Source organism: Burkholderia plantarii (assembly GCF_001411805.1).
In the GTDB taxonomy this organism is placed as follows: domain Bacteria; phylum Pseudomonadota; class Gammaproteobacteria; order Burkholderiales; family Burkholderiaceae; genus Burkholderia; species Burkholderia plantarii.
Window position 1 is genome coordinate 2,515,224 of sequence record NZ_CP007213.1, and the last position, 26,496, is coordinate 2,541,719.

Here is a 26,496-nt window from a genome sequence, read left to right on the forward strand (position 1 = left end):
CCGGCCTGCCTTGATTTCCCGCCCTTCTCGCCGCACCCGGTGGCGCCTTCTCGCGTCCCGTCGTGCTTCGTCACGCCACGCTCGCGCATCCCGGCGATCCGCACCGCAAACCGCGTCAGGTAGCGCCGGGCCGCGTCGCGTCTCGCGTCAGCCGCCGCGCGCGCGGCGCCGCCAGGCAGCCGGCGTCGCGCCGACATTGCTGCGAAAACGCTGCGTGAAATGGCTCTGGTCGACGTAGCCGAGATGCGCGGCGATCCGCGCGACGGGCCAGTTCGATTGCGCGAGCAGGCGCTGCGCCTCGCGCACGCGCCGTGCCGACACGTAGCGCATCGGCGTGACGCCGAGTGCTCGACCGAACACGCGCACGAGTTGCGAGGCGCTCAGGTGGACCGCCTCGGCCAGATCGGCCAGCGAGAATTCGCGCGTGAGGTTGTCGTCGATCCAGGCCAGCGCGGCGGCCACGCGTGCATCGCCATCTCCGGCGGGCGGCGCGGCGCCGCTCTCGTCGGCCAGCGCGGCCAGCAGCGCGAGGCCGCGGCCCTGCGCGTAGAGCGCCGCGAAGGGCCGGGCCGGCGTGGCGGTCTCGCATGCGTCGGCCGCGCACTCGGCGAGCAGCGGCGCGATCTCGGCCCACACGCGCGCGCTGCGGAGCGCCGTCACCGGCCGCAACGCCGGCCGCAGCGCATCGAGCCAGTCGTGGCGCGGATCGATCAGCACCACGCCGTAGGTGACGATGCCGTCGCCGGCCGGCCGGAACGAGACGAGGCCGCGCTCGGTGACGAATCGCACCGGCGCGCCGTCACGCCGCGCGCCCGCTCCGGATTCACGCCGACTTGACCGCCAGCCGCCACCGCGCGGCGTATCGGCCCGCCCACGGGCCACGCGCGGAAACGACTCCTGCGCCCGCCATGGCGAATCCATTCGTGGAAGCCGGTCACGAAGGCCCCGGCGCCACGGACGAATTGGACACCATGCCCCCGCACGTCCCGCTCGCGCATGCTGAAACCTTCGCCCACATCGGTTCGATGGCCGATGCCGGCACGTCGCGCGGCCATGTCGATCCCGCCGCGACCGGTTGCGAGCGACACGCGCTCAATTAGCCGTTGAAACGCGCCGCCCGGGCGCGCATGCTGTCGTGCCGCCATTCCATCCATGATGCGATCGCGCTCCAGTCCGCCGCCGTGATGGCGCCCCCCCTCGAAGCGCCGCCCGGCCCGGCCGGCTGCGCCGACCTCTCCACCAAGGACGATTCGTGATCGACATTCCCGCCACCGAGGGAAGACCTCGCCGCTTTCTCATCGTGGGGGTCGGTGCGTCGGCAGGTGGCCTCGAGGCGATTTCCGAATTCGTCTCGGCGCTGCCGTTCCCCAGCGGCATGGCATTCCTGGTCGTGCAGCATCTGGAACCTTCGCGGCCGAGCCTGCTTGTCGAGATTCTCGGCAAGCACACCGCCATGCCGGTGGTGGAAGCGACCGAGGAACTGGCGGTGGAACCCGACCGGCTCTACGTGATTCCGCCGAACACGCGCATGACGATCGAGCGGGGCCGCGTGAAGCTGCGCCCGCGCGGCGAGCCGCACGGCCCCCCCATGCCCGTGGACGATCTGCTCGAATCGCTCGCACGCGACCACGGCGCCAATGCCATCGGCGTGATCCTCTCGGGCAGCGGCTCGGACGGCGCGCTCGGCCTGCAGATGCTGCAGAATGAAGGCGGCATCACCTTCGCCCAGGATCTCGTTTCGGCCCGCGTCGCCGGCATGCCCCAGGCCGCGATCCATCTCGGGTGCGTCGATTTCGTGCTCCCCCCCGCCCGGATCGCCGAGGAAATCATCCGTATCGGCCTCCAGCGCCTGGCCACCGACGGCACGCTGGAGCGCACGCACGAGCCCGGGAACAGCCTGCTCCCGATCTTCCGGCTGCTGCAGAAAGCCTGCGACATCGATTTCACCCACTACAAGCGCGGCACCATCGAGCGGCGGCTCGCGCGGCGCATGGCCTTGCGGCAGGTGGAGTCGATCGCCGACTATACGGCCGAACTCGACAACGATCCCGCGGAAGTCCTGGCGCTCGGCCGGGATCTGCTGATTCGCGTCACCTCGTTCTTCCGCGACCCGGAATCGTTCGAGGCCCTCGTGCAAACCGTGTTTCCGCGAATCCTCGCCGATCGCGAGCCGCAAGCGCCGATCCGGATCTGGGTGGCCGGCTGCTCGACCGGCGAGGAGGTCTACTCGATCGCGATCTCCCTCGTCGAGTACCTCGGCGAACGGGCGGGCGACGTACCGATCCAGATCTTCGGCACCGACATCAGCATCGACGCGCTGGAGATCGCCCGCGCCGGACGCTACATCGAGAACATCGCGCGTCATGTGTCGGTCGAGCGGCTGCAGCGCTTCTTTGTCCGCGAAGAGGCGTTCTACCGCGTCGACAAGCCGATCCGCGATCTCTGCACGTTCGCCCGTCACAACGTCTTCACCGATCCGCCCTTCTCCCGTATCGACCTGCTGAGCTGCCGCAATCTGCTGATCTACCTGGACCCGGTCCTGCAACGCAGCGTCATGCCGCTGTTTCACTACGCCCTGGCCGCGAACCGCATCCTGATGCTCGGGCCGTCCGAAACGGTGGGCGGCTTTTCCGATCTGTTCGCCGTGGTCGAGAGCCGGCGCACCCGGCTCTACGGCAAGCGCTCGCGGCCGATGCTGCCGGTCGCGAAATTCTCCGGGCCGGTGTCGGCGGCGCTGCCGGCCAGGCAGTCGCGCGAGCTTGCCGTCTCGCGCCGCGATCCGTCCGGCGGCGAGCAACTGAGACGCCTGGCCGACCGGCGCGCGCTGGCCCGCTACGTGCCGCCCAGCGTGCTCTGCGACGACGAACTGAACGTCATCGAATTCCGCGGCGACACGACTCCCTACCTGGGCAACCCGAGCGGGCCGCCCACCACGAGCCTGCAGCGCCTTGCCAGGCCCGCGGTGTTCCTGGCGATCGTCGACGCCGTCAAGCAGGTGCGCCAGGATGGAATCGCGGTGCGCAAGACCGGGATCCATCTGGAGGCCCCTCACGGGATCCGGAACGCCAGCCTCGAGGTGCATCCCATACAGGCCGACAAGGTCGACGGCCGCTGGTTCCTGGTCTTTTTCGAAAACCCGACACAGCCGCCGGCATTCCTTCCGATGGTTCGACGCGATTCGCTGCGCGGCTGGATGGCGAGCGCCTTGCGCGGCCGGTCGAAGCCGGACATCCGGGAAAAGGACGCCGAAATCGCGCGCCTCGGCGCCGAGCTCGACGCCGCGCGCGAGCAGTTGCGAGCGACGCTTGAGGAGCACGAGAGCGCGCGCGAGGAACTGAAGTCGAGCGAGGAGGAACTGCTCTCGAGCAACGAGGAATTCCAGAGCGCCAACGAGGAACTCGAGACCGCGAAGGAGGAACTCCAGTCGATCAACGAGGAACTGTCGACGACCAACGACGAACTGCGTTATCGGGTTCGCGAATTGCGGGAGCTCCACGACGAAATCACCCGCGCCCGCGACTATGCCGACGCGATCATCGAGACGATCTCGGAGCCCTTGCTGGTGCTCGAACCGGACCTGCGCATCGCTCGCGCCAACCGGGCGTTCTACCAGACCTTCGGGACCTCGGCCGAGCAGACCCTGGGGATCCGGCTGTTCGATCTCGGCCACGGGCAATGGAATATTCCGGCACTGCGCTCGCTGCTGGAAGATCTGCTGCCGGAAAAGACTTCGGTTCGAAATTACAGCATCACCCACGAATTTCCGCGCATCGGCCAGCGCACCATGCGGCTCAATGCGGCACGCGTGGCGTGGCCCGCGCGAGTGCTGATCCTGTTGACCATCGACGACATCACGCAGCAGCATCAGGCGCTCGAGCAATTGCAGTTGGCCGATCACCAGAAGGATGAATTTCTCGCGATGCTCGCGCACGAACTGCGCAATCCGCTGTCCGCGATCCGCAACGGCCTGCAGATCTGGCAAAGCGGCAGCGCGGATGCCGAGACCACCCGCAACGCGCAGGCGACCGTTCAGCGCCAGCTCGATCACGAGATCGGCCTGGTCGACGACCTGCTCGACGTGTCGCGCATCACGCGCGGCATCATCCGGCTTCGCACCCGCCCGATCGATCTGCTCCAGGCGGTGCGCGGCGCCATCGACGGGATGCGCGCCGAGGTGACGGCACGGCGTCACGAACTCACGACCAGCCTGCCGGACCAGCCCGTGACGATCGACGCCGACCCGATGCGCATCGAACAGATCGTGACCAACCTGCTCGGCAACGCCGTGAAATACACGCCCGAAGGCGGACACATCCATCTCTCGGTCGAGCGGGACGGCAACGACGCAATGCTGAGTATCGACGACGACGGCATTGGCATGACGGCCAGCTTCATTCCGACCCTCTTCCACGTGTTCGTCCAGGCCGAGCGCTCCCTCGACCGGCGTTCGGCGGGCCTCGGCCTCGGCCTCGCGCTGGTGCGGCGCCTGGTCGAGCTGCATCGCGGCAGCGTACAGGCATCCAGCGGCGGCCTCGGCAAGGGCAGCCGGTTCGTCGTGAGGCTGCCGGCTCGCTCCCCGGACGCGAATCCCGCGAGCGGGCAGCCGGACGACCACGACGCGGTGGTGCCCTCCTCGGCCCGTTACCGGATCCTGGTCGTCGACGACAATGCCGACGCGGCCGAAAGCACGTCGATCATGCTCGGGATCGACGGCCATCAAACGCGCGTCTGCCACGACGGGCCATCCGCCCTGCGGCAGATGTCGACGTTCCGTCCGGAGGTCGTATTGCTCGATATCGGCCTGCCGGGGATGGACGGCTATGAAGTGGCGGCCCGCATCCGGGCGATGCCCGACCAGGCCGACGCGATCCTGATCGCGCTGAGCGGATACGGGCGCCCCGAGGACCTGAGCCGCTCACGCGAGGCCGGCTTCGACCGGCATCTGGTCAAGCCGGCGGACATCGCCCGGCTGGGCGCGCTGATCGATTCGTGCCGCAGCGAGCGACGTTAGCGTGGCCGTGTTCACACCCGCCCGGGATTCGACGTGAGGCTTCGGGGATGGACATCTCCGAGGCGCGCATCACGAATACGCCGCTGTTCCAGAGGTACTCGCCGGAGTGGACGTACTGCTCCGCCAGCTCGCAACGGGGCTTCTCGACGAAACGGTCCATCACGAAACCGCCGCCCGCGCCGATCGGCGGGCCGGGGCGAACGTAACCGTAACCGGGTTCGACGCGGCGCGGCACCACGCCGATGGCCGCGATCGCGCCGTCCGCCGCGTAGCGCACGGCGCGCAGCACCGCGGCCTGGAACGCGACCAGGTCCGGCATCGCGTGATCGGCCGGCATCACCACCAGAATCGTGTCGCTGCCGTTCGCGGTGCCGACCAGCGCCGTGGCCGTCAGCGCCGGCGCGGTGTTGCGCGCGCACGGCGGACAGCACGACGGTAGCGAGGCACTGGCCGCGCATTTCGCGTCGCGGGGCGTGCCGGTCGAATCGATCGAATTTCCGAACTACGCCGAGGCGCTTCGCTCGCCCTGGCTGACGGGGTCGCCGCTCGCCATGCTGAACGAGGCGGCGGACTGGTTGTCAGGCCCGGTCCGCCCGGGCGCGGCGGCAAGCAGCCGGACCGCCCGGGACGGCGTTCACCCCGGCCTGCCGGTGCAGGGCGCCGTCGAGCGCCCGGTCAAGGCCGGCGACGGGCGGCTCGCCGGCAAGCCGCGCAGGGTCGCCTCCGGACTCCGGCACCTCGCGGGCGACGCGTCAGGCTCGGGATTGATCCGCCCGGGAAAGCCTCGCGACGGGTCGGGGTTCATGAGATCAGATACCGGTTCTGCGGCCCCGGTGCATATTGGCTCTGCGCGATCTCGAGCACCTTTTCGCGGAATTTGTCAAACACGACGAGCACCGAGCGCTCGTCGGACTCCATGCCAGGCTGCAGGCCGCCGAGTACCGCATCGTCGATCATGAAGCTGATTTCGCGCGAGTTGTCGTAACCCCAGAAACACACGCAATGTCGGGCTGCATCGTAGCTACGGCTTGGATTAGGGAATTGAAGCATGTTGTCTATCCGGACCAGTCCATCATGTCAAGGCGAAGACCGGCATCGTCACGCGTCGATGTCGAGAAGCGACACGGGGCGGCGAAGCCGATCCGGCAGGGCGGCGTCACTGCCGCTTCGACGCCTCCTTCTTCAGTTTTTTCGCGGTTTTCTTTTCCTTAGGGGTTCGGATAGCAACTTTCTTCTCCGATTTTTTGGTGTCGTGGGCCTTGCTCATGGTTAGCTCCTTGCATGGAAATCTCGCATCGCCTGCCGCGATGCCCTGTCGCGTCGCGGCTGCGACCCGGGTCGCGCATTCGGCGACCATTACCCCGGTCGCCACGAATTCGCCGGCCGGTCAGATCGGAACGGGCGTGATCTTGCCGTCCACGATGTCCTTGCCGAATTGCATCGCATCATCAAGTGCCCTCTCCTCGGTCGACGGCTCGCCGTTCGCGAAGATCGTCCGGTACCGCATGGCAGGCGCCGACGTGGGTGGAATGGTGTCGATCCGGACAATCGAGCCGAATCGCCTGGGTCCGGGCGAATGCGGGTCGCCGAACGGCGGGAACAGGCACTGGGAATAGGCACGAAGCTCGTGACCTCGGTAATCGATGGTGGGAATGGTGATGATCGGCTCCTGATCGGACTGCGGTTTGTGCGGGAGTGTCCAGGGCGGCGCCGTGCCCTTGAACGGCCCGGCCCGGCCCGGCCCGGCCAGCCTGCGCGCCCCGTTACCGACAAGCAAGCGAATTCCGGCCCGTCACGGGAAACGCCAGATTCGAACGCGCACCTCGACGCGCGGTACGCAACGACACCTGCGCCATGCACGTTGCGGCCGCGCATGGACGCTCCACACCGGCGAAAGCGGCACGCCGTCACCGGTGCCGTGCGTCGACGCGCTCGCCACGACGGACGATGCCGGACGCACTGCGGGGATGGTGATCGGGACGGCGCGAATATCGGACTGTCGTTGCATCGATCCGGTCCCGTGCGAGGGAATCCACCACCGTGCGCGGCCCCGGTCCGGACGAACCGCCGGGACCGGCAAAGCCGAAGGCCGGCGTTTCGCCGGCTTCGACATCCGCCTTGTCATGGCGGCTCCACGTTCTGTTTGAGCGCGCAGAGGTTGAACGACGGTACGCTGCATCGAGACTCGGGCGGGACCCGCATGCCGGGCCGTTTTCGGCTGGCGCAGATGCGTTGCCCGGGCGGGCGGATGCGCGGGGCGGCCACGGAATCGAACCACCAGGCAAGACGCGCCGCCGGCATGCCGTCGTCAGCGGCACGCTCGCTGGCGCGCAGTGGCCGAGCCGTTTACCCGCGTGCCAGGGACGTCATCCAGGCGTCGCTCGTCAAGCGACGCCTTGGCATGCGGGCCGCATGCCTCAAACTACTCGCCGCCGGCACGGCAAGTCGGTACGTTGCCGTACGAATCGCCGAGAGCCCGCCGGAGACCGCGTGTCCGAGGCCGGGCCTGACGCCGCCCGGGCGCGCATGCCGCGATCGCCCCGGCGTATCGACGCGACCGCATCATTGCCTCGCCAGCCTGCCCGGCCCGAGGCGCGATCGTGCCGGCGCCCGCCGCCGGCATCGTGTCATGCCGACCGCCTCACCGCCCGCCGCCGGACGAACCCTCTCCGCGACGCGAGCCGAGCGTTGCGATACCTCAATCCGGCGCGGACTTCGATCCGTGTCTGTCCGCCATCGGACAGACGCCGCCTCGGCTCGCTGCAACCTTGGTCCGGCCGGGGCATCGCCAGCGGCCCACCCGCTTCACGGACGCATCGAAAGATCCGCATCGGATCCCACCCGCATGGCGCGACGCCGCCTGCTGCATTCCGCAAGGCACGGCGAGCGAGCCGTCACACAACCAGGTACCCAACGTGGCCGAAACGATCGGATATCTCATCTTTGGCGCCTTGCTGATTTTCATGGGCCTCATCGGCTCGTCGCTGAAGGGCCTGCCGATGAGCGCGGCCATGGTTTATCTCCTGATCGGCTTTCTGATCGGACCATCCGGCATCGGCGCCCTGTCGCTGACACTGCCGGACGACGTCACGCATTTGCGCATCGCCGCCGAAATTGGCCTGCTGATCTCGCTGTTCGCCATCGGCCTGAGACTACGCGTCCCGCTCGTCGATCGGCGCTGGATGATTCCGATACGGTTGGGCGTCGTTGCGATGATCCTCACCGTCACGTCGATCGCCGCGCTCGGTATGGTCCTGCTCCATTTGAGTCCCGGCGTCGCGGTACTGCTGGGCGCGATCATCGCCCCGACGGATCCCGTGCTGGCTCACGATGTCGGCGTGCGCGACGCGGGCGATGTCGAGGTCGTGCGCTTCTCCCTGTCCGGCGAAGGCGGCATCAACGACGGCACCGCTTATCCATGCGCGGTGCTCGGCCTGCTCCTGTGCAACGCCGGATCGACCTCGGGCCTTCACTGGAGCTTCGTCGCCGGCATCGCGTGGGGCATCGTCGCGGGCGTGACGGCCGGCGGGCTGGCCGGCTCCGCGACGGCCCGGCTCGTCGCGTTCCTGCGCAGCCGTCGCGGCCAGGCGCTCGGCCTCGAAGGATTCTTCGCCCTCGGCGTGATCGGGCTATCGTACGGCACGGCGGTCTCGATTCAAGGCTACGGGTTTCTGGCCGTGTTCGCCGCCGGCGTCGCGATGCGTCGCGTCGAGCATCGATCGAGCGGCCACAAGACGTCGAAAGCGACGCTCGGCATCGTGGACAGCGAGGATGTCGAAGCCACCTCCACCGACCCCGACAAGGCCCATGCGTTCGTGGCGGAATCGGTGATGGGCTTCACGATCGAACTGGAACACATCGCCGAGGCCGTGCTGATCCTGCTGATCGGCGCCCTCGTCTCCAGGTATTGGGCCGACATGCTGACCTGGACCTGCACCGCCGTCGTCGCCGCGCTGCTGCTGGTCATCCGGCCGGGCGCCTGCCGCCTGGCGTTGCTCGGTTCGTGCTCGTCGCACCGCCAGCGCCGGTTGATCGGCTGGTTCGGAATTCGCGGCGTGGGATCGCTGTATTACATGATGCTGGCCCTGGAACAAGGGCCGCGCGCGCAGTTGATGCCGCTGGTCCCGTGGGTGCTGGCGACCATCGCGCTGTCGATCGTGCTGCACGGCATGTCGGCGACCCCGCTGATGCGGCGCTACGCCTGAAGGGCGCCGCGAATGTCGCGCCCGCGGCCGGCTGCGCGCGAATCGATCGAGGCGGCCGGCCACCGCGCGCGACCGGACGGCGTCGCCGGGGCACCGCCCGCGCGCGGGGACGCCGCGGCTCACCCGCGTAGAAACGACCCATCCTCCCGGGTAGCGGTCGCGCTCCGGCACGGCACCGCGCAACGATGCCTCGAGCAGCCTCCGGCGGGGATGCGATCGATCCTTCGATGCCGCGAGGGCCCCGTTCCCGGCCAGGCATGAGCCGTGCGCCATGACTGACACCCCCAACAGCGAAAGGAGCCAGTCATGGCGCAACGCAAGACGGTGGACGATCTGTTCGTCCACATGCTGTCGGATATCCACAGCGCCGAGAAACAACTGACGCGCGCGTTGGCGAAATTCGCGCGCGCGGCGACCGAGCCGTCGCTCAGCGACGCCTTCAAGGCCCATCTCGAGGAAACACAAGGCCAGGTGGAGCGCATCGATCAGGTGGTCGAAACATGCGGCCTGCGCCTCAAGCGCATGAAATGCGTCGCGATGGAGGGCCTCATCGAGGAAGGCCAGGAATTGATCGACGAGATCGAAAAGGGTCCGGTGCTGGACGTTGGCCTGGTGGCCGCGGCGCAGAAAGTCCTGCGGCAGGGCGGGCACCTCGTGCCCGCCCTGCCGCCCTCGCCGCGCCTTCCGTGCCGAACGCAGGCACGGGCGTGGGTCAGACAAGCGCGCGCCGTCCCTATCGTGCGTGCAAGCCGGCATCGCGATCCACCGCGCGCCTCAACGCGGCAAGGACCCGCGACGGCGCCAGCGGCTTCGCGCAATGCGCATCGAATCCGGCTTCCCTGGCGTTGGCCATCGCGGCAGCCGACGTGAATCCGGACCAGGCGATCAGGATCGCGGAGCGCGTATCGGCGCCGCCCCTCAGGCGCCGGGCCAGCTCGCAGCCGTCGATGCCGGGCATTGCGACATCGAGCACCACCGCGAACGGTTGCCACCGCCGGACCGTCTCGCACACCTGCCGTGCGTTTGTCACCGCGAGGCATTCGAAGCCCATGGCCTGAGCCAGGAATTGCCAGGCCTCGGCGGCGTCCCGATCGTCATCGACGACCAGCATGCGCGCGTGGGAAGATCGAATCGTGTCGGGGGAGCGCCACCAGACGATGTCGTCCTCCGCATGCTCGAAAAACGATAATGTCATTTCGCTCCTCATGCGTTGCCGTCCCGTGGGGCGCCGCCTGGCACGACGCCGGGACGAAGCGCGTCAATCACGAGCGCCCACAATCACGCGCACCCGTCGCGCCCGGGCCGCGACCGCGAGCGCCTGCCCCGCCTCCAGCTGGCAACGAACTGCGGGCCTCGCCCGCGGATCGTCGTGACGCAACAAAAATGACAACCCGCGCACAAGGGCGGTGTCACCTCTACCTGGATTGCTCGGGTCTCCCAACCATTCCGATGCGTTTCCGGTGCAACACGGGAGGCGATCGAAGCCGATGCCGCCGGTCGCGAAATTCTGCAGGCCAGTGTCGGCGGCGCCGCCGGTCGACGCGTGCCGCGGCGCGCGACGGCAGCGCGAGTCCGGCTGACGGCACCGGATCGCGCCGGCCGGCGTCCGCGCTCCGGCCAGCCGGGCGGCGGACGCAGCCGACGGCGCCGGGCCCGACTATATCCGTCCCAACACGACCAATATGATCAGCACGACCAGGATCACGCCCAGCGTGCCGCTCGGCCCGTAACCCCAACCGCGGCTGTGAGGCCACGTCGGGATCACGCCGATCAGCACCAGCAGGATAACAATCAGTAAAATCAGTCCCAACGACATGTCATTTCTCCTTGGTCAAGATAAGCAACGCGCTCTCCGGGCGACTTGATCAGGTCCTCCGTCACGGCATTCGGAGTTCGCGAAGCACGAGCGCTTCGCGGCACGGGCGCGAGGCCGGGCGGAATCGTCCGCGCGATCCGCGCCGGCAGCGCCCCCGTCCTCTCCTCCTGCGGTGCCGCCACCGCCAACCGTCGAACCGGCTGTGCCGCACCGGCTCCGTACCCGCCGGACTTCGAACGCGAATGCAATGGCCCGGCACCGCGCGGTCACGCACCGGCTCCCGGTCGTCGGCGATCCACCGAACCATGGGGCCCCGCGCACCGATGCGCGGCATCGACACCGCAAAGATCGTGCCTCCGCACGCATCACGCGGACGCTGCCCCCGCGCGCATGGCGGGCCACCGACGCCGCGCCGCCGGATCGTTCGCTTTCCTTATTGCCGTAGCGGAATCCGCGCTGCCCCGCCGCCATCCGGACGTCGCGGGCACGAGCCGCGCGCCGGGCCGCCATCCGATGCCCTTGCCGCCACCGAGCGATCCCGTGTCCCGGCTTTACAAAATTCCCGGGCGAGCTTGTCAAAAGAACCCTTCCCGGCGTCGCGCCCGCGCGGGCGCCTGCACGGGCGAAACCCGGGCGAAACCCTCGCAACGGAGCCCGTGCGGAGGAGATGGCGCCGCGCGTTCGCGGATCGGGGCGACAGCGTCCGGCAGCGTACCGCCATGTCTCGCGCGCGGACGCAGAATGGCCCGGGTACACCGGAAATCGGCGCGCCGTGCCTTGGCGCAGGGTGTGGAGGACGGCGTGGTGGAATCGAGGAGCGTAGATGACGACCGCAATGTGGGGCATCGTGATCGGGATGGTGCTGATCACCGGATTTTCGTTTCGCCGATCCAGGCAGAGGGGGGCAACACGCGCCCGTTGAAGCCGATGGCCGGCGTGGGCGGCAAAGGTGCGCGGTCGGCCGGCGGCCCCGTCGCCTCCCCGGTTGCGAATCGATCGGGGGAGGACGGCCGTGCCCGGCGGGCTGCGGGTTTCGAGCCGGGGCGCGCCGCACCCTCGCGAGCGCCCCGAGCGCCCGTCTGGCGCGGCGGTCGGGCTCACGCCCTGGCCGTCATCGGCCTCGTCCTCGTCCGGGCAAGAGACGGCCGGCCGCCGGCAGGCGAACCGGCCCGGGCAAGGTCACTCCGGCTTGCGGAGCGCCTCCTTGGCGTTGCCGAGTTCCTTTTGCGCCTCGCCCGCCGCCTGCTGGGCGTCGCCCTTGACCTCCCGCTTCGGACTGCCGGTGGCCTTGCCAACCGCCTCGTTGACCTTGCCCTTCACTTTCTTGGCCGTGCCCTTGAGCTGGTCCTTGTTCATGATTTCTCTCCCATGCCTCGATGCTGCCAGACGGATGGAATCCCGCCGTCACGGGAACGCCCCGCATTCGAAGCGGATGCGCGCGATGCGCAGGCGGCTCGAGTGACTCGATACGGGGCTGCCGGGCGGGACGCGTGGGCGTCCGGCGCGGGTAATGCCGGTTCGGTCTAGCGCGGGACCGGCTGGAACCGCGGCCGGACGAGCCCGCGTCGAAGCGTGTTCCGCAGATCGAACGCCGCGAGCGTACATGCCATGCATATCAAAATGAAAAGAGGGGTCATCTGAGCGTATCCAGGAAACGGGTAATGCGTTGTGCCGGAAACTTCGGGCATGGTGCCTGTCGCCGGCCGACGTCAAGCGCCAACCATGTCATCCTGCCGGACGCGCGCGGGCAAGTCCGTCCGATCCCGTACAGGGTTCGCGCAAATCCTCCGCGTCGGCGCCCCGCACCGGGCAGGCCGAGGACTGCCTGAGGCCGCACGGCGGCTGGGCGCGCAACTTGCGGCACCGCGTTCGGCATCCTCCGCCTCGAAGCCTCGCTCGCATCCGGTTCCGTCCGGCTCAAGCCGGGATGGCCCGATCTCGCGGCCTTCGCCACCCACCGATGCCGAGTCGGATACGATGAGCGGTTCACGCCGCCGATACCCTCGGCTCCACCGGCTCCTTCATCGTCAGCCAGACGCACACGCTCAGGAGCGACGCATGCATCTCCCCCTCCCTCACGCCCAGAACAACCTGCTGGCCGCCCTGCCGGAATCCGAGCGCGTCCAGCTCATGCCCCACCTGACGCTCGTGGACATGCCGTTGGGCAAGGTGCTCCACGAATCGGGGGGCCTGCTTCACCACGTCTACTTCCCGACCACCTCGATCATTTCGCTGCTGTACGTGATGGAAAACGGCTCTTCCGCGGAGATCGCCATCGTCGGCCACGAGGGCATGATCGGCGTGTCGCTGTTCATGGGCGGGGAAACCACGCCGAGCCAGGCCATCGTGCAAAGCGCGGGGCAGGCCTATCGCCTCGAAGCGAGTATCCTGAAGGCGGAGTTCCGGCGCGGCAATGCAATGCAGCGTCTGTTGCTGCGCTATACCCAGGCACTGATCACGCAGATGGCGCAGACCGCCGTCTGCAACCGCCATCACTCGATCGATCAGCAACTGTGCCGCTGGCTGCTGCTCAGTCTCGATCGCCTGCCGTCGAACCAGTTGAAGATGACCCAGGAGTTGATCGCCAACATGTTGGGCGTGCGCCGGTCGGGCGTCACGGAAGCGGCGTTGAAGCTGCAGGACGCCGGCCTGATCCGCTACAACTACGGCCATATCGAGGTCCTGGATCGGCCGGGGCTCGAGAAGCGCGTCTGCGAATGCTACGGCGTGGTCAAACGCGAATTCGACCGTTTGCTGCCCGATCTGCATCGTCTGTAGGCACCACCGAGCGGCAGCGTACCGACGTCGCGCCGCGCAACGTTCATACTGTGGAAGACGTGGCCGCCACCGACAGGCAATCGCGCCACGACGTGCCGACCCAGGTTCGCGCACGCAACCCCGCCCCACTCGCGCCCGCCCCCGTCACCGGCGGCAGGGCGCCCCACCCGGCAGCCGGGCCGCATCGACCGATCGAGGTTCGATGCGCCTCCTTGAAGCCCGGCGCGCCATCTCCAGGAAGGAACCATGAAACCCTACTCACCCACCACGCCCGATCAACGCGATCGGGAAACGCGGCAAAAGCAGCGAGACGCGTTGACCCGCGCCGATCTCGAACGGGCCGAACAGCGCGTCATCAACGACGCCGCCATCGATTCCAACGCAGTCAAGTGGCGCTATTCGCCGCCTGACCAGCAGGGCAAGTGAACGGCCCGGCCCGGCGAGTCCGGCGCGCCGGCCTGCCGTGACGCCGACGCGCGCGCCTCGCGAGCGAGCGTGCCGTGCCTGACGAAGCAGGCTCGCGCGCGCCGGTTCGCCGCCTCACGGCAGCACCGGCTGCGCGTGGCCCAAGGTCACATGCACCGGATGGCGCCGCCCGTCGTCCACCATCCGCAGCGTGGTCACGCCGGATTCGAGCGCCACGCCGTCCACCACGATGCGCGCCACGCCCGTGGCGACCGACGCCGAATTGTCGATCACGATGTCATAGTGTGCCGCCCCGTGACGAAGGGTGGCGCTGAAACCCGGCCAGGATCGCGGGATGCAGGGGCGCAGGGTCAGCATGTCGCCCTGCTTGCGCAGCCCGAGCAGCCCCTCGATGCCGGCCCGATACAGCCATCCTGCCGAGCCGGTGTACCAGGTCCAGCCGCCGCGGCCGACATGCGGCGCCACCGAATAGATATCGGCCGCGACCACATACGGCTCGACCCGGTAGCGATTCGCGCCGCTGCGCGTGCGGCTGCGATGGACCGGATTGAGCAGGGCAAACAGGCTGGCGGCGCGCTCGCCGTCGCCCAGGCGCGCGAACGCGAGTACCGACCAGCTCGCCGCGTGGGTATATTGCCCGCCGTTTTCACGTATGCCCGGCGGGTAGCCGCGGATGTACCCCGGATCGACCTGCGCCCGGTCGAACGGCGGCGTGAACAGCAGCGCCAGCCCCTCGTCGTCGCGTATCAGCTGCGCGTCCAGCGCCGCCATCGCCTGCGCGGCGCGCGCCGGATCCGCCGCGCCCGACAGCACGCTCCACGACTGCGCGATCGAATCGATCGCGCATCCGGCCGCGCCGGCCGAGCCGAGCGGCGTGCCGTCGTCGAAGTAGCCGCGCCGATACCACCCGCCATCCCAGCCCGCGTCGTCCAGCGCCTCGCGCAACGCATCGGCGCGCGCGCCCCAGCGCCGCGCCCGCTCGGACTCGCCGCGCGCCGCGGCGAGCGGCGCGAAGGCTCCCAGCGTCGCGTGCAGGAACCAGCCGAGCCAGACGCTTTCTCCGCGCCCCGCCTCGCCCACCCGGTTCATGCCGTCGTTCCAGTCGCCGGTGCCGATCAGCGGCAGCCCGTGCGCGCCGAACAGCGCCAGGCTTTGCTCCAGCGCGCGCGCGCAGTGCTCGAACAGCGACGCGGTCGTTTCCGAGACGCCGGGGATGAAGAACGCATCGGATTCGCCGGCCGCCAGCGGCCTGCCTTCCAGAAACGGGATCGCGACGTCGAGTACCGCCAGGTCACCGCTGACCTCGACATAGTGCGCGGCCGTGTAGGCCAGCCACACGCGGTCGTCGGAGATCCGGGTGCGCACCCCGCTGCCGCTTTCCGGCAGCCACCAGTGCTGCAGGTCGCCGTCGGGAAACTGGCGCGCGGCCGCCCGCAGCAGATGCTCGCGCGTCAGCGCCGGGCGGGCCACCGCCAGCGCCATGCCGTCCTGCAGCTGGTCGCGCAGGCCGTAGGCGCCGCTGGCCTGGTAAAAGCCGGCGCGCGCCCAGATCCGGCTCGACAGCGTCTGGTACAGCAGCCAGCGATTGAGCATCAGGTCCATCGCGCGGTCCGGCGTCTCGATCCGGATCGCGCCGAGCGTCTCGTCCCAGAATGCCGTCACCTCGGCCAGCACCGCATCGAGATCCGCCTGGCGATACTGCCCGATCAGTTGCCGCGCCGCCGCCACGTCGCTTCCCTCGCCGAGCAGCATCACGATCTCGGCGGTCTCGCCCGGTGCGAGGTCGATCGTGGTCAGCAAGGCGGCGCACGGGTCCAGCGCCGCCCCGACGCGGCCCGACAGCGGCGCCGCCGCGCCCGCGCTGCCGGGAAAGCCGGCGGGATCGCCCAGCGCGCCGTTGCGGCCGACGAACTCGCGCCGGTCCGCCGTCCACGAGGTCTGCAGGCCGCCCAGATCGGCGAAGGCGACGCGACCGCGATAGGCCTGGCTCCAGTCGTTTCTCGCGAACACCGCGCCGGTGACCGCATCGAGTTCGGTCACGACGTGCGGCGCCGCGGCACCGCGCGACGCTCCCAGCGCCCATTCCACGTAGGCCGCGACCGACAGCCGACGTGGCCGGCCCGACAGGTTTCGCAGGCTCAGCCGGGAAATCTTCACGGGGTCGGCAAGCGGCACGAACTGCAGCAATTCGACGGCGATCCCGGCGGCGCCGTGGCTGAAGCGGCTGTAGCCCTGCCCGTGGTTCGCCAGGTAGAGCGCCTCGTCCGGCGTGTCGTCGCGGATCGGGCTCGCCCGCGGCCCCCAGCGCATGCCGGTCTCGTCGTCTCGGACATAGAAGGCCTCGCCGGGCGGATCGGTGACCGGATCGTTCGACCAGGGCGTCAACGGGTGCTCGCGGCTGTTCGTCACCCAGGTATGCCCGCCGCCCTCGGCCGACACCAGGAAACCGCAGGCCGGGTTCGCCACGACATTGACCCATGGCATCGGCGTGCTTTGGCCGGGCTGCAGGATCACGGCGTATTCACGGCCGTCGCGCGCGAAACCGCCGATGCCGTTGAAATACTCGAGATCGGCGCCGGGCTGCGCGCCCCGGGGCGCCGGCTGCGCGCGCGGCGGCTCCGCCGCGCGTGCGAGGTCGGGGCGGCCCGGCAGCGGCGCGCCGGTCAGGCGCCGCAGCTGGTCCACCAGCCTGCCGTTGCGTGCCGCGAACACCGCGCGCGCGACGACAGGGAACTGCGAGCGCGCCGCTGCCGCCATCAGGTCCGCACGCAGCACGAACACGGCGCCGCGTCCGGCCTGGCCCGGCGACGGCCGGTTGCGCACCAGGCCTTCCAGCGCGGCCTGCAGGTCCTGCACATACGAGGCCGCGCGTTCGTTGATGATCACCAGGTCGACCGCGAGCCGCTTGATGTGCCAGTACTCGTGCGCGCGTATCAGCTGCCGCACCATCGCGATGTGCTCGATGTCGTCGATCCGTACCAGCAGGATCGGCAGATCGCCCGACACCCCGTGCGCCCAGAGCGGCGCGGCGCCGACCCCGCCGGCCGCCGCCGCCGCTGACGCATGGCGCAGCAGCGTGGCGGAATTCGGGCGCATCAGCGGGTCGCTGTACAGCATGCATCCGGCCAGCTGCTGGAACAGCGCCGCCTCGTCGAGGCTCACCGCGCTGTGCCGCAGTTGTACCTGGGCCTGGGTCCAGGCGAGCATCGCCGCGCGTGCGAAGGACTCACCGTCCCGATATTTGTCGATGAGGTCCAGCAGCTGTTCGCGTGAATCCGCGACCAGGGTCCAGTACGCGAGGCTCGCCTTCGCGCCGGGCTCGATGCGCAAGCGCCGCCGCAACGAAAACACGGCATCCAGCACCGTGCCGGCGGTGCCGCCCAGCGCGCGCGGCTCAGCCAGCGCAAGCGGCTGGCGCACGCTGCGGCCGCGGCCGATGAAGCGCATGCGGTCGGTCTCGAACTGCCCCGCGCCAAGCGGCTCGCCGGCGCCCACCGTCAGGTGCGCGGCCCAGACCTGCGGCTCGTTCGGCGAGCGCTGGCGGCGGGTGGCCAGGATGGCGCCGACGGCAGGCAGGTACTCGGTCTCGACGAACAGTTTCGAGAACGCCGGATGCGCGTGATCGGCGGCGGACGGCGCCAGCACGATCTCGGCGTAGGAGGTGATCTCGACCACGCGGGCCTGGGTTCCCGTATTGGCCAGCGAGATGCGCCGCACCTCCGCGTCGTCCTCGGCCGACACCACGACCTCGAGCGTGGTCGTCAGGCTGCCGTCGCGGCGCACGAACTCCGCGCGATCCTCGGTGAAGCTCACGTCGTAGCTGTCCGGCACCGCCCCCGTGGGCTGCCAGCCGGCCGACCAGACCGCGCCGCTGTCGAGATCGCGCAGGTACAGGTAGCTTCCCCAGTCGTCGCGCGTCGCGTCCTCGTGCCAGCGCGTCACGGCAAGGTCGTCGCGGCGGCTGTAGCCCGAACCCGCCGACGTCAGCATCACCGCGTAGCGGCCGTTCGACAGCAGGTGCGTGACGGGCGCGGGATCGTCGGCCGACTGCATGCGTCGCGCGACCGTGCGGGCGCTGCCGCGAACCCGGCCGGCGAAACCCGCATCGACGCGCGGCCGCACCGCCGCGACCCGGCTCGGCACGCGCTCCTGCAGCAGCAGCTCGGTGGCGCGGACCGCCGGCTCGGCATGGAAGAACGCCCGGATACGGCCGGCCAGCAGGGCATTGGCGATCGACACGATCGTCATGCCCTGGTGATGCGCCATGAACGCGTACACCACGGCGAGCGGCAGCCCTTCGGGCACCCGCGAGGGCGTGTAGTCGAGCGCTTCGTAGAAGCCGTAGCGTCCGCCCGCGCCGGCGGCCCGCAGCCGCTCGAAATTGCGCGCGGCGGCCCGCGGCGCGACCATCGCCGCGAGCGCGCTCGCATAGGGCGCGACGACCCGGTGCTGGGCCAGATCGCGCTTGAGTCCCAGCTCCGGCACGCCGAAGCTCGAGTATTGATAGGTCAGCTCGATGTCGCGCGCGTTGTAGGCCGACTCGGACATGCCCCACGGCAGGCGCAGGCCGTCGCCGTAGGCGATCTGCCGGCGCACCACCAGCTGATTGGTACGGGCCATCAGGCTGCTGGCCGGTGCCCGCATCACCAGCGACGGCATCAGGTATTCGAACATCGAGCCCGACCACGAGATCATCGCGGCGCCCTGCCCGACCGGCGTGGCCAGGCGGCCGAGCCGGAACCAGTGCCGGACCGGCACGTCGCCCTTGGCGATCGCCACGAAACTCGCCAGCCGCGCCTCCGAGGCGAGCAGATCGTAATTGCCGGGGTCGAGCCGCCCGTCGGCCACCGCGTAGCCGATCGACAGCAGCTTGCGCACCGGGTCGAGCAGGAAGCCGAACTCCATCGCATAGGCCATCCGCAGCGCGACATCGGCCAGCGCATGCAGCCGCCCGGCGAGCGCGGCCGCCTCGCCGGGCGTGTTCGCCGCGTCCCGGTCGTGGCCCTGCACGGCGTGCTCGAGCGCCTGCGCCCAGAACAGCACGTCGTCGACTTCGTCGCGGCCGATCCACGCCGCCTCGTCCATCAGCGCGCGGGCGACGTCCGCGACGGCGGCGACTCGCGTCAGGATCGTCGACCAGGCCGGCGAAGCGTGCAGCTCCGCCATGCCTTCCTCGCCGTTCGCGGCCGCACCGGCCACGACGAGCGCATCGGCCAGTTCATCCGCGGCCTGCTCGAATTCGCCACGCAGGATGCCGCGGACCTCGCCGCCGCGGCCCAGCGCCTCGCGCAGCAGCGCGAGCGTATCGCCGATCCCGGCACAGACCGCCTGCCGCCCCGCCCCATGCGCCTGATTCGCCCACGCGCGGCAGCCGTTGCCGAGCGCGATCAGATGGCCGGCGAGATTGCCGCTGTCGACGCTCGACACGTACCTCGGTTCGAGCGGCTGCAGATTCCGCGTGTCGTACCAGTTGTAGAAATGGCCGCGATGACGGGCCAGTCGCTCCATGGTCGCGAGCGTCGCCTCCAGGCGCGACACCGCGGCCTGCGTGCCGAGCCAGCCGAACTCGCGGGCGCTGACGGTGGACAACAGGTACAGGCCGAGATTGGTCGGCGAGGTCCGGTGGGCGACGACAGGCTTCGGATCCTCCTGGAAGTTGTCGGGCGGCAGCATCTGGTCGTCGGCCGTCACGAAGCGCTCGAAATAGCGCCAGGTGCGGCGCGCATCGAGCCGCAGCTGGCGCGCGTCGTCGGGCGCGACGGCCAGATCGCCGGCCGACCTCGGCGCGCGGCTCAGCCAGTAGGCAAGCGCCGGCGCCGCGAGCCACGCCGCCGCGAACGGCACCACCAGCCAGCCGGCCGGGCGATCGAGGCGCCAGCTCGCCGCCAGCACCGCGGCCGTGCCAAGCAGCGACAGCGCCACGCCGCCGCGCATCCGCAGGTAGGTGGACCCGGGCGTGGGCCGCTCGCGTGCGCTCGCCTCGGCCGCGGTGGTCCATTCGAGCAGGTGCCGCCGGCTGATCCCCACGCGAAACAGGGTTCGCGCGATCGCGTCGCCCATCGACCAGGCCTTCTGCGGCAACATGATGAGCGACAGGCCGAAGCGCAAGCCGGCGAAGCCCCATTGCACCGCCCATTCACGGAACAGGCTGCGGGCGGTCAGCTTGACTTGCGCGCGCCGCCAGTTAGGCAGCAGCGCACTCAGGGCGGGCAGCAACAGCGGCAGGGCGATCGTCGCCAGCACGAAGGCGCTCCACGCCAGCGACGCGCGCGTCGAGGGCAACAGCCAGCCAACCAGCAGGGCAAGCAGCCACGCGGGCTCGGTCAGCGTGCGACGCAGGTTGTCCAGCATTTTCCAGCGGCCGACCGCCGGCAGCGGCCCACGGCCGAACACCAGCCACGGCAGCAGTTGCCAGTCGCCGCGCGCCCACCGGTGCAGACGCGCGGCCGCCACATCGTAGCGTGACGGAAACGCCTCCACGACCTCGATGTCCGAGGCCAGGCCGGCCCGCGCGAAGATGCCCTCGAACAGGTCGTGGCTGAGCACCGTGTTGTCGGGCACGCGGCCGGCGAGCGCGGCCTCGAACGCGTCGATGTCGTAGATGCCCTTGCCGGCGTAGGAGCCTTCGTCGAACAGATCCTGATAGAGGTCCGACACGGCCGACGTGTAGGGATCGATACCGTGCGCACTCGACGACACCCGCTGGAACAGCGAGCCCTCGTCCCCGCTGGCGAGGGAGGCGCTCACGCGCGGCTGGAGCACGCCGTAGCCCTCGATGATGCGCTGGCTCGCCCGGTCGAACACCGGACGATTGAGCGGATGCGCCATCTTGCCGATCAGGCGGCGCACGGTGTCGCGCAGCAGCCGCGTATCGGCGTCGAGCGTGATCACGTAGCGCACCTCGCCCGGCACGACCGGCGGCCGGCCTGGCCGGGCGAGGAATGACGTGTCGGATGCGCCGCGCAGCAGGCGGTTCAGTTCGTGGAGCTTGCCGCGCTTGCGCTCCCAGCCCATCCAGCATCGCTCGCCGGCGTTCCAGACGCGCTCGCGATGCAGCAGCAGGAAGCGCGGCGCCTCGCCCGGCGCCGCCGGATGGCGCTGGTTCAGCCGATCGATTCCCGCCATGGCGCTGGCCAGCAGCGCGTCGTCGCGCGCGAGGCGCTGCACCGGCGCGTCCACCCAGTCGGACAGCAAGGCGAAGTGAAGCGCGCCGCCGGGGCTCGCGAGATGATGGATTTCCAGGTGCTCGATCTGCTCGGCGAGCGCGGCCTCCGAACTCAGCAGCATCGGCACCGCGACCATCGTGCGCAATTCCGGTGGAATGCCGTCGAGCAGATCGAGGCCCGGCAGCGGGCTCGCGCCGATGTCGCGCATCACCCCGCGATTGACCAGTGCAACCGCCACGTCGAGCACCGGCAGCAGGCCGGCCACGCCGAGCCCGACCAGCCAGGGGCCGGGCGTCCCCACGCGCGCCAGCCACGCCAGGATTGCCGCCAGCAAGACCGCGGCAAACAGCCCGATGCGGCCGAGATAGCCGCCGAGGCCGGTGCGCCGCGTCAGGCGCTGCCACCACAGCGCAACCGGCGCACGATAGCCGATCGACGCCTCGAGCGCGGCGCGGCCGCCCGCCAGCAGGTGATAGCCGGGATCCGCCTCACGGATCGGCGCCCCCGTGCCGTCCGACGCGCGGCGCGCCCCCCACGCCTGCGCGTCGGCCACGACCCGGCACGCGATCTCCTGCTCGCTGACCCGCGAACCACGCGCCAGCGTCTCGACCGCGTCCCGATACCGATTGCGGGTCGGGAAATCCATCTGGACGAAGCCCGGGTGATTGCGCAGCACCTGGTCGACCGGGCTGATGCGCTCGAACAGTTCGGTCCAGTCGACGTCCGAGATCAGGCGCAGGCTGGTGATCACGTTGCGCACGGTCAGGCTGGCCGCGCCCTGCTCGTGGTTGACGGCGGCCACGATCAGCTCCGGCGTCGTCCCGCGCGCCGCCAGCTGCCGGTGCAGCCACGACAGCACGGGGGCGATGGCCGGGTCGTGATCGTGCAGCCGCTGAATCAACTGCACCGCGAACGCATCGTGCGACACCGCGTATTCGTAACGGGACATCAGCGGGCCGGACGGCTGCCGGGCCTGTCCGCCTTCCCCGAGCAGACGATCAGCCAGCGCATTGGCATCGAGCCGCGCCTGCCGTTCGCCCGTGATCTGGTCCGCGAGCCGCCGCAGGTTCTCGATCAGGACGATCCGCAGGGTGATGCCCACCGCCCACAGCTCGCCGATGGTCAGCGGCTCCACTGCCTGATAGGCCAGCATGAAGCGGCACAGCAGGTCTGGATCGAAGCGGCTGTCGGTATGCGCGACGAACGCCCAGCTTATGCCGAGCACGCGCGGATAGCCGGCGAACGGACCGCCGCCGAGTTTGGGCAGCTGCCGGTAGTAACGCGGGGAGAGATCATCGCGAACCTCGCGCACCTGCTCCGCGACCACGTAGTAGTTGTCGAGCAGCCACTCCGCGGCCGGCATGATCTGCTCGCCGAGCGCGTCCGACACCGCCGTGTTCCGGTAGGCCTTCAGCAGGTGATCCGCGTTGTCCTTCAGGCGCCGGGCCAGGGACGGGCCGAACGCCCGACGGGGCGCCACCTGTTGGGCGAGCGCGAGGCTCTCCGCATGCTGCGCCAGCCGCTCCTCGCCGAAGAATTCTTCGCGAATCGGCAGGGTATTGTCCCAGGGCGAACCCTTGCCACCTGCAAAATGACCTCTCAACACGGCGTCTCCTTGCTCGCGACCGACCCTCGCGCCCGGCCTCGGCTACGGCCACGGCGCAAGCGACGGACATCGCGAACGGATTGGGGGCGGTGACGATCGGACGGCCCGCATCGCGCGCGCCACCCGGCGTCCGGTACGTCACATGATGGGGAATTCGGGCAATGCGGCCGGCGCCAGCCGGTCCGGCCCGGCGCCGCGCGCGGGATGGCCGGCCCCGTGCTCGCACAGCAGCGACACGGTCAGGTCACGCGTGATGCCCAGCTCGCTCGCCATGCGATCGATGTCGCGCACGAGTTGCCTGGGCAGGGACAACGCCACGAGCAGGATGGTCGACGACATCCGGCCAAGGTCGATTTCGATGAATCGCCAGATCCCCTGGCCGGTGTCGAGCCCCGAGGCCTGCAGGATCGACATGTCCACGGTGGGCGGCGGGACGAGGCGCGCTTGTCCGTCGTGGCGGGCGACGATCTGCTGTAAGGCGCTCGCGTCCAGTTCAGCGTAGGAGCCGCCTTCCGCCTCCACCGCCGGAAAATCAGGGAGTGCGCCGCGGTAGCGCGATATCCCGCGCCGCGTGATGTAGATCGGATATTCCACTTTCGTCCTGATGCGGGTTCCATGGAACGCATCGTGCAACGTGATCGGGCTCCGAGTCGGTACGATAGAGCACCATCATCCAGGCCGCCCTCGCGCGAGGGCGCCTGGATCGGGCAGCGTCGCGGCGTTCGAGGCGTGGGACGAGGCCCGGCGAGCCGCGCCAGACCGTTCGTGTTAGCCTGCAGAACCCTGCTGGAGACTGTCATGAATCGGGTCATCACGTACCGCGGCTTCGAGATCCACATCGAATTGGCCCCAGCCACCCCGGACACCTTCCATGTGACCTTCCAGGTGAAAGGCGGCACGAATCTCGAAGTGGTGGGCGCACGCGGAGGCCGCATCCCGCTGCGCCACGGCCCCTTCACCGAGCGATGGGCCTACCTGGTGGCCGAGATCGCCGGACAGGCCGCCATCGATGTCCTGCTGGGTCCGGCCGACTGATTCCTCCGCCGTTTTCCTCGCCGTCTCCACTCCGTGGCGGGCCACCCGCTCGCCGCCCGGGACGCAACCGGGCACGGGCCGTCGTGTCCTGACCGCGCCGGATGCCCACCGGGCAGCTGCCCGCCCCTCCCGTCCCTGCTGGTAATCCCTTACTTGTGCCGCACGCGGCACGATGACACTCTGTGCAAACCGGTCAACCGTTCGAACGGTTGACCGGTTGAACCAATCCCGAACTCCGCACGAACGCCCGATGAAGAACGCCACCATCGAACTGCCGAAACTCGACGCCGTCCGCACCGAATCGACCGTCGAGCGCATCGCCCAGCGCCTGCTCGATTTCCTGCTGTCGGGCGCGGTCGAGCCCGGCGACCGGATTCCGTCGGTCACGCGGCTGTCCGCGCAGCTTGGCATCGCGCGCTCGTCGGTGCGCGAGGCGGTGAAGCTGCTCGAGTCGCGCGGCGTGCTCGACGTGCGCCAGAGCAGCGGCTGCTACTTCAAGGGCAACGATCCGAGCGCGCTGTTCAAGACCGTCGAATGGGCGCTGCTGTTCGGCACCAAGGACATCACCGAATTCGTCGAGGCGCGCTGGCACATCGAGATGCTGCTGGTGGATCTGGCCGCGCAGCGCCGCACCGAGGCCGATCTCGCGCCGATCCGCGCCGCGCTCGACGCGATGCGCGACGCGGCCAGCGCCGATGCGTTCAGCGAGGCCGATCTCGCGTTCCACTTCGCGATCGCCGAAGCGGCCCACAACGCCGTGTTGCGCGACGTGCTGCGCGGCATCCGCTCGCTGACGCTGAGCTGGATCGGCCGCAACCTGTCGCGCGCCACCACTGCGCAGGTCGCCTATATCGATCACGTACCGATCTTCGAGGCGATCGTCGCGCGCGACAGCCGCGCGGCCCGGCTCGCGATGCACGAACACATGATCCGCGCGACGCAGCGGCTCGTGCAGACCATGCAGCCCGACGACGGCGCGGCGCTGCAGGAACGCATCACCGCGCTGGCCGCGCTGCCGGCCAGCGTGGTCTGACGCGGGCGGCGGCGCACCGGGCGCGATAGCCCGGCCGCCGCCGCCACGTTTTCCCGGCACGGCTCCGCGAGAGGGCCGGCCCCTTCCATCCTGGAGAGACACATGAGCGAGACAAGCGTCATGAATATTGAGGAATCCTCACCGGACAGCCTGTCCCGGCATCGCCGCAACGCCGCGCTGGCGAGCCTGATCGGCACCTCGATCGAGTGGTACGAGTACTACATCTACGGCGCCGCGGCGGCACTGGTGTTTCCGCACGTGTTCTTCCCGAACGTCAGCCCGCAGATCGGCCTGCTCTACTCGTTCGCGTCCTACGCGGTGGCATTCATCGTGCGGCCGATCGGCGGTGCGATCTTCGGCCATTTCGGCGACCGCATCGGCCGCAAGCGCACGCTGGTGATCACGCTCCTGATCACCGGGCTGTCCACGTTTCTGGTCGGCTGCCTGCCGTCGTCGGCGCAGGCCGGCGCGTTCGGGCCGGTCGCCCTGGTGATCCTGCGCGTGCTGCAGGGCATCGGCGTGGGCGGCGAATGGGGCGGCTCGGCGCTGCTGTCGCTCGAATGGGGCGACCAGAAGAAGCGCGGCATGTCCGGCGCGTGGCCGCAGATGGGCACCTCGGTCGGCCTGATCCTGTCCACCGTGGCGATGATCGCCGGCAGCGCCGTGGCCGGCGACGCGTTCCTGGCCTGGGGCTGGCGCATCCCGTTCCTGGCCAGCTTCGTGCTGATCGTGATCGGGCTCGTGGTGCGGATGAAGGTGGCGGAAACGCCGTCGTTCGCGAAGCAGCAGCGCAGCGGCAACGTGGTCGCGAACCCGGTGCGCGAGGCGGTCCGCAAGTATCCGAAGGAGATCGTGCTGTCGGCGTTCCTGCGCATGTCGGAGCAGATGCCGTTCTACGTGTTCACCGCGTTCACGCTCGACTACGCGACGCGCCAGGTCGGTATGGACCGCCAGTTCGTGCTGTGGTCGACCGTCGTCGCGGCCGTGATCGACATGTTCCTGCTGCCGTATTTCTCGATCCTGTCGGACCGCGTCGGCCGCCGCCGCATGTATTTCCTCGGCTGCGTGGCGCTCGCGCTGATCGCCTACCCGTATTTCGCGCTGCTCAACACCGGCAACCACGCGCTCGTGTTCGTCGCGATCGTGATCTCGATGCTGCCGCATTCACTGCAGTACGGCGCGCAGGCTTCACTGATTTCCGAGCAGTTCCCCGCCAACATCCGCTACGCGGGCGCCGGCATCGGCTACCAGCTCGCCTCGGTGGTGGCGGGCGGGCCGGCGCCGCTCGTCGCCACCGCGCTGCTGGCCTGGACCGGCAGCGGCTACGCGGTGGCCACCTACCTGCTGTTCGGCGCGATCGTCGCGGCCATCGCGCTGCGCCTGATGCCGGACCGCTCGCACCTCGACATGTGATTTCCCC

Annotated in this window: 18 protein-coding genes and 1 pseudogene; 10 read left to right on the plus strand and 9 right to left on the minus strand. The window is 69.6% G+C overall.

Annotated features, from left to right (window positions below):
* Positions 1-147 precede the first annotated feature (147 nt).
* Positions 148-789, minus strand: a complete 642-nt coding sequence (locus bpln_RS27480; RefSeq protein ID WP_055140576.1) for an AraC family transcriptional regulator — start codon at positions 787-789, stop codon at positions 148-150.
* A gap of 119 nt (positions 790-908) precedes the next feature.
* On the opposite strand from bpln_RS27480, the gene bpln_RS27485 reads away from it, so the two are divergent.
* The 3 genes from bpln_RS27485 to bpln_RS27490 are packed head-to-tail and all read left to right on the plus strand — an operon-like array spanning position 909 to position 5,011.
* Positions 909-1,100: a hypothetical protein gene (locus bpln_RS27485; RefSeq protein ID WP_055140577.1), complete on the plus strand. Its 192-nt coding sequence runs from the start codon at positions 909-911 to the stop codon at positions 1,098-1,100.
* A 3-nt stretch (positions 1,101-1,103) separates the two neighbouring features.
* Positions 1,104-1,256 carry a hypothetical protein gene (locus bpln_RS36870; RefSeq protein ID WP_158512078.1) on the plus strand — a complete coding sequence of 51 codons (153 nt, stop codon included), beginning with the start codon at positions 1,104-1,106 and terminating at the stop codon, positions 1,254-1,256.
* Complete coding sequence (locus bpln_RS27490; RefSeq protein WP_082465456.1) at positions 1,253-5,011, plus strand: chemotaxis protein CheB; 3,759 nt, start codon at positions 1,253-1,255, stop codon at positions 5,009-5,011. The genes bpln_RS36870 and bpln_RS27490 overlap by 4 nt, the downstream gene beginning before the upstream one ends.
* Here the strand turns inward: bpln_RS27490 and bpln_RS38490 are convergent.
* The 3 genes from bpln_RS38490 to bpln_RS27500 all read right to left on the minus strand — a co-directional run bounded on the left by bpln_RS38490 (position 4,947) and on the right by bpln_RS27500 (position 6,671).
* Positions 4,947-5,501, minus strand: coding sequence for a sugar phosphate nucleotidyltransferase (locus tag bpln_RS38490; RefSeq protein WP_082465457.1), 555 nt, complete (start codon positions 5,499-5,501; stop codon positions 4,947-4,949). The two genes, bpln_RS27490 and bpln_RS38490, sit on opposite strands and share 65 nt — an antisense overlap.
* A 311-nt stretch (positions 5,502-5,812) precedes the next feature.
* Complete coding sequence (locus bpln_RS27495) at positions 5,813-6,061, minus strand: DUF1488 family protein (protein ID WP_042628335.1); 249 nt, start codon at positions 6,059-6,061, stop codon at positions 5,813-5,815.
* A gap of 337 nt (positions 6,062-6,398) precedes the next feature.
* Positions 6,399-6,671: a hypothetical protein gene (locus tag bpln_RS27500; protein ID WP_042628336.1), complete on the minus strand. Its 273-nt coding sequence runs from the start codon at positions 6,669-6,671 to the stop codon at positions 6,399-6,401.
* A gap of 1,255 nt (positions 6,672-7,926) precedes the next feature.
* Between bpln_RS27500 and bpln_RS27505 the strand changes: the two genes are divergently transcribed.
* Positions 7,927-9,216, plus strand: coding sequence for a cation:proton antiporter (locus tag bpln_RS27505; RefSeq protein WP_055140579.1), 1,290 nt, complete (start codon positions 7,927-7,929; stop codon positions 9,214-9,216).
* 306 nt (positions 9,217-9,522) lie between these two features.
* A complete protein-coding gene (locus bpln_RS38015) occupies positions 9,523-10,086 on the plus strand; it encodes a YciE/YciF ferroxidase family protein (protein ID WP_244132116.1) in 564 nt (187 codons plus the stop codon).
* On the opposite strand, the pseudogene bpln_RS38330 reads toward bpln_RS38015, so the two are convergent.
* From bpln_RS38330 to bpln_RS27515, 3 genes and pseudogenes are all read right to left on the minus strand, one after another.
* A pseudogene (locus bpln_RS38330) lies at positions 10,052-10,423 on the minus strand (response regulator); the annotation flags it as partial. The gene bpln_RS38015 and the pseudogene bpln_RS38330 overlap by 35 nt on opposite strands.
* Before the next feature lie 450 nt (positions 10,424-10,873).
* Complete coding sequence (locus tag bpln_RS34600; protein WP_042628338.1) at positions 10,874-11,032, minus strand: DUF3309 family protein; 159 nt, start codon at positions 11,030-11,032, stop codon at positions 10,874-10,876.
* A 1,179-nt stretch (positions 11,033-12,211) separates the two neighbouring features.
* Positions 12,212-12,388 (minus strand): CsbD family protein, encoded by a 177-nt coding sequence (locus tag bpln_RS27515; protein WP_042628339.1) that lies wholly within the window; start codon positions 12,386-12,388, stop codon positions 12,212-12,214.
* A 702-nt stretch (positions 12,389-13,090) separates the two neighbouring features.
* Between bpln_RS27515 and bpln_RS27520 the strand changes: the two genes are divergently transcribed.
* The gene (locus bpln_RS27520; protein WP_042628340.1) at positions 13,091-13,810 is read left to right on the plus strand and encodes a Crp/Fnr family transcriptional regulator; all 720 of its coding nucleotides are present in this window, start codon (positions 13,091-13,093) and stop codon (positions 13,808-13,810) included.
* A gap of 246 nt (positions 13,811-14,056) precedes the next feature.
* Positions 14,057-14,236, plus strand: coding sequence for a hypothetical protein (locus tag bpln_RS27525; RefSeq protein WP_055140580.1), 180 nt, complete (start codon positions 14,057-14,059; stop codon positions 14,234-14,236).
* A 114-nt stretch (positions 14,237-14,350) separates the two neighbouring features.
* Here the strand turns inward: bpln_RS27525 and bpln_RS27530 are convergent, their stop codons facing one another.
* Positions 14,351-23,008: a glycoside hydrolase family 94 protein gene (locus bpln_RS27530; RefSeq protein ID WP_055140581.1), complete on the minus strand. Its 8,658-nt coding sequence runs from the start codon at positions 23,006-23,008 to the stop codon at positions 14,351-14,353.
* A 138-nt stretch (positions 23,009-23,146) separates the two neighbouring features.
* Positions 23,147-23,602, minus strand: coding sequence for a type II toxin-antitoxin system HicB family antitoxin (locus bpln_RS27535; protein WP_055140582.1), 456 nt, complete (start codon positions 23,600-23,602; stop codon positions 23,147-23,149).
* A 204-nt stretch (positions 23,603-23,806) separates the two neighbouring features.
* Between bpln_RS27535 and bpln_RS27540 the strand changes: the two genes are divergently transcribed.
* The 3 genes from bpln_RS27540 to bpln_RS27550 all read left to right on the plus strand — a co-directional run bounded on the left by bpln_RS27540 (position 23,807) and on the right by bpln_RS27550 (position 26,489).
* A complete protein-coding gene (locus bpln_RS27540) occupies positions 23,807-24,043 on the plus strand; it encodes a hypothetical protein (protein ID WP_055140583.1) in 237 nt (78 codons plus the stop codon).
* A 250-nt stretch (positions 24,044-24,293) separates the two neighbouring features.
* A complete protein-coding gene (locus tag bpln_RS27545) occupies positions 24,294-25,076 on the plus strand; it encodes a FadR/GntR family transcriptional regulator (RefSeq protein ID WP_055140584.1) in 783 nt (260 codons plus the stop codon).
* Positions 25,077-25,196: 120 nt separating this feature from the next.
* Entirely contained in the window at positions 25,197-26,489 is a 1,293-nt protein-coding gene (locus tag bpln_RS27550) for an MFS transporter (RefSeq protein ID WP_209444932.1), read from the plus strand.
* The last annotated feature ends 7 nt before the right edge of the window (positions 26,490-26,496 follow it).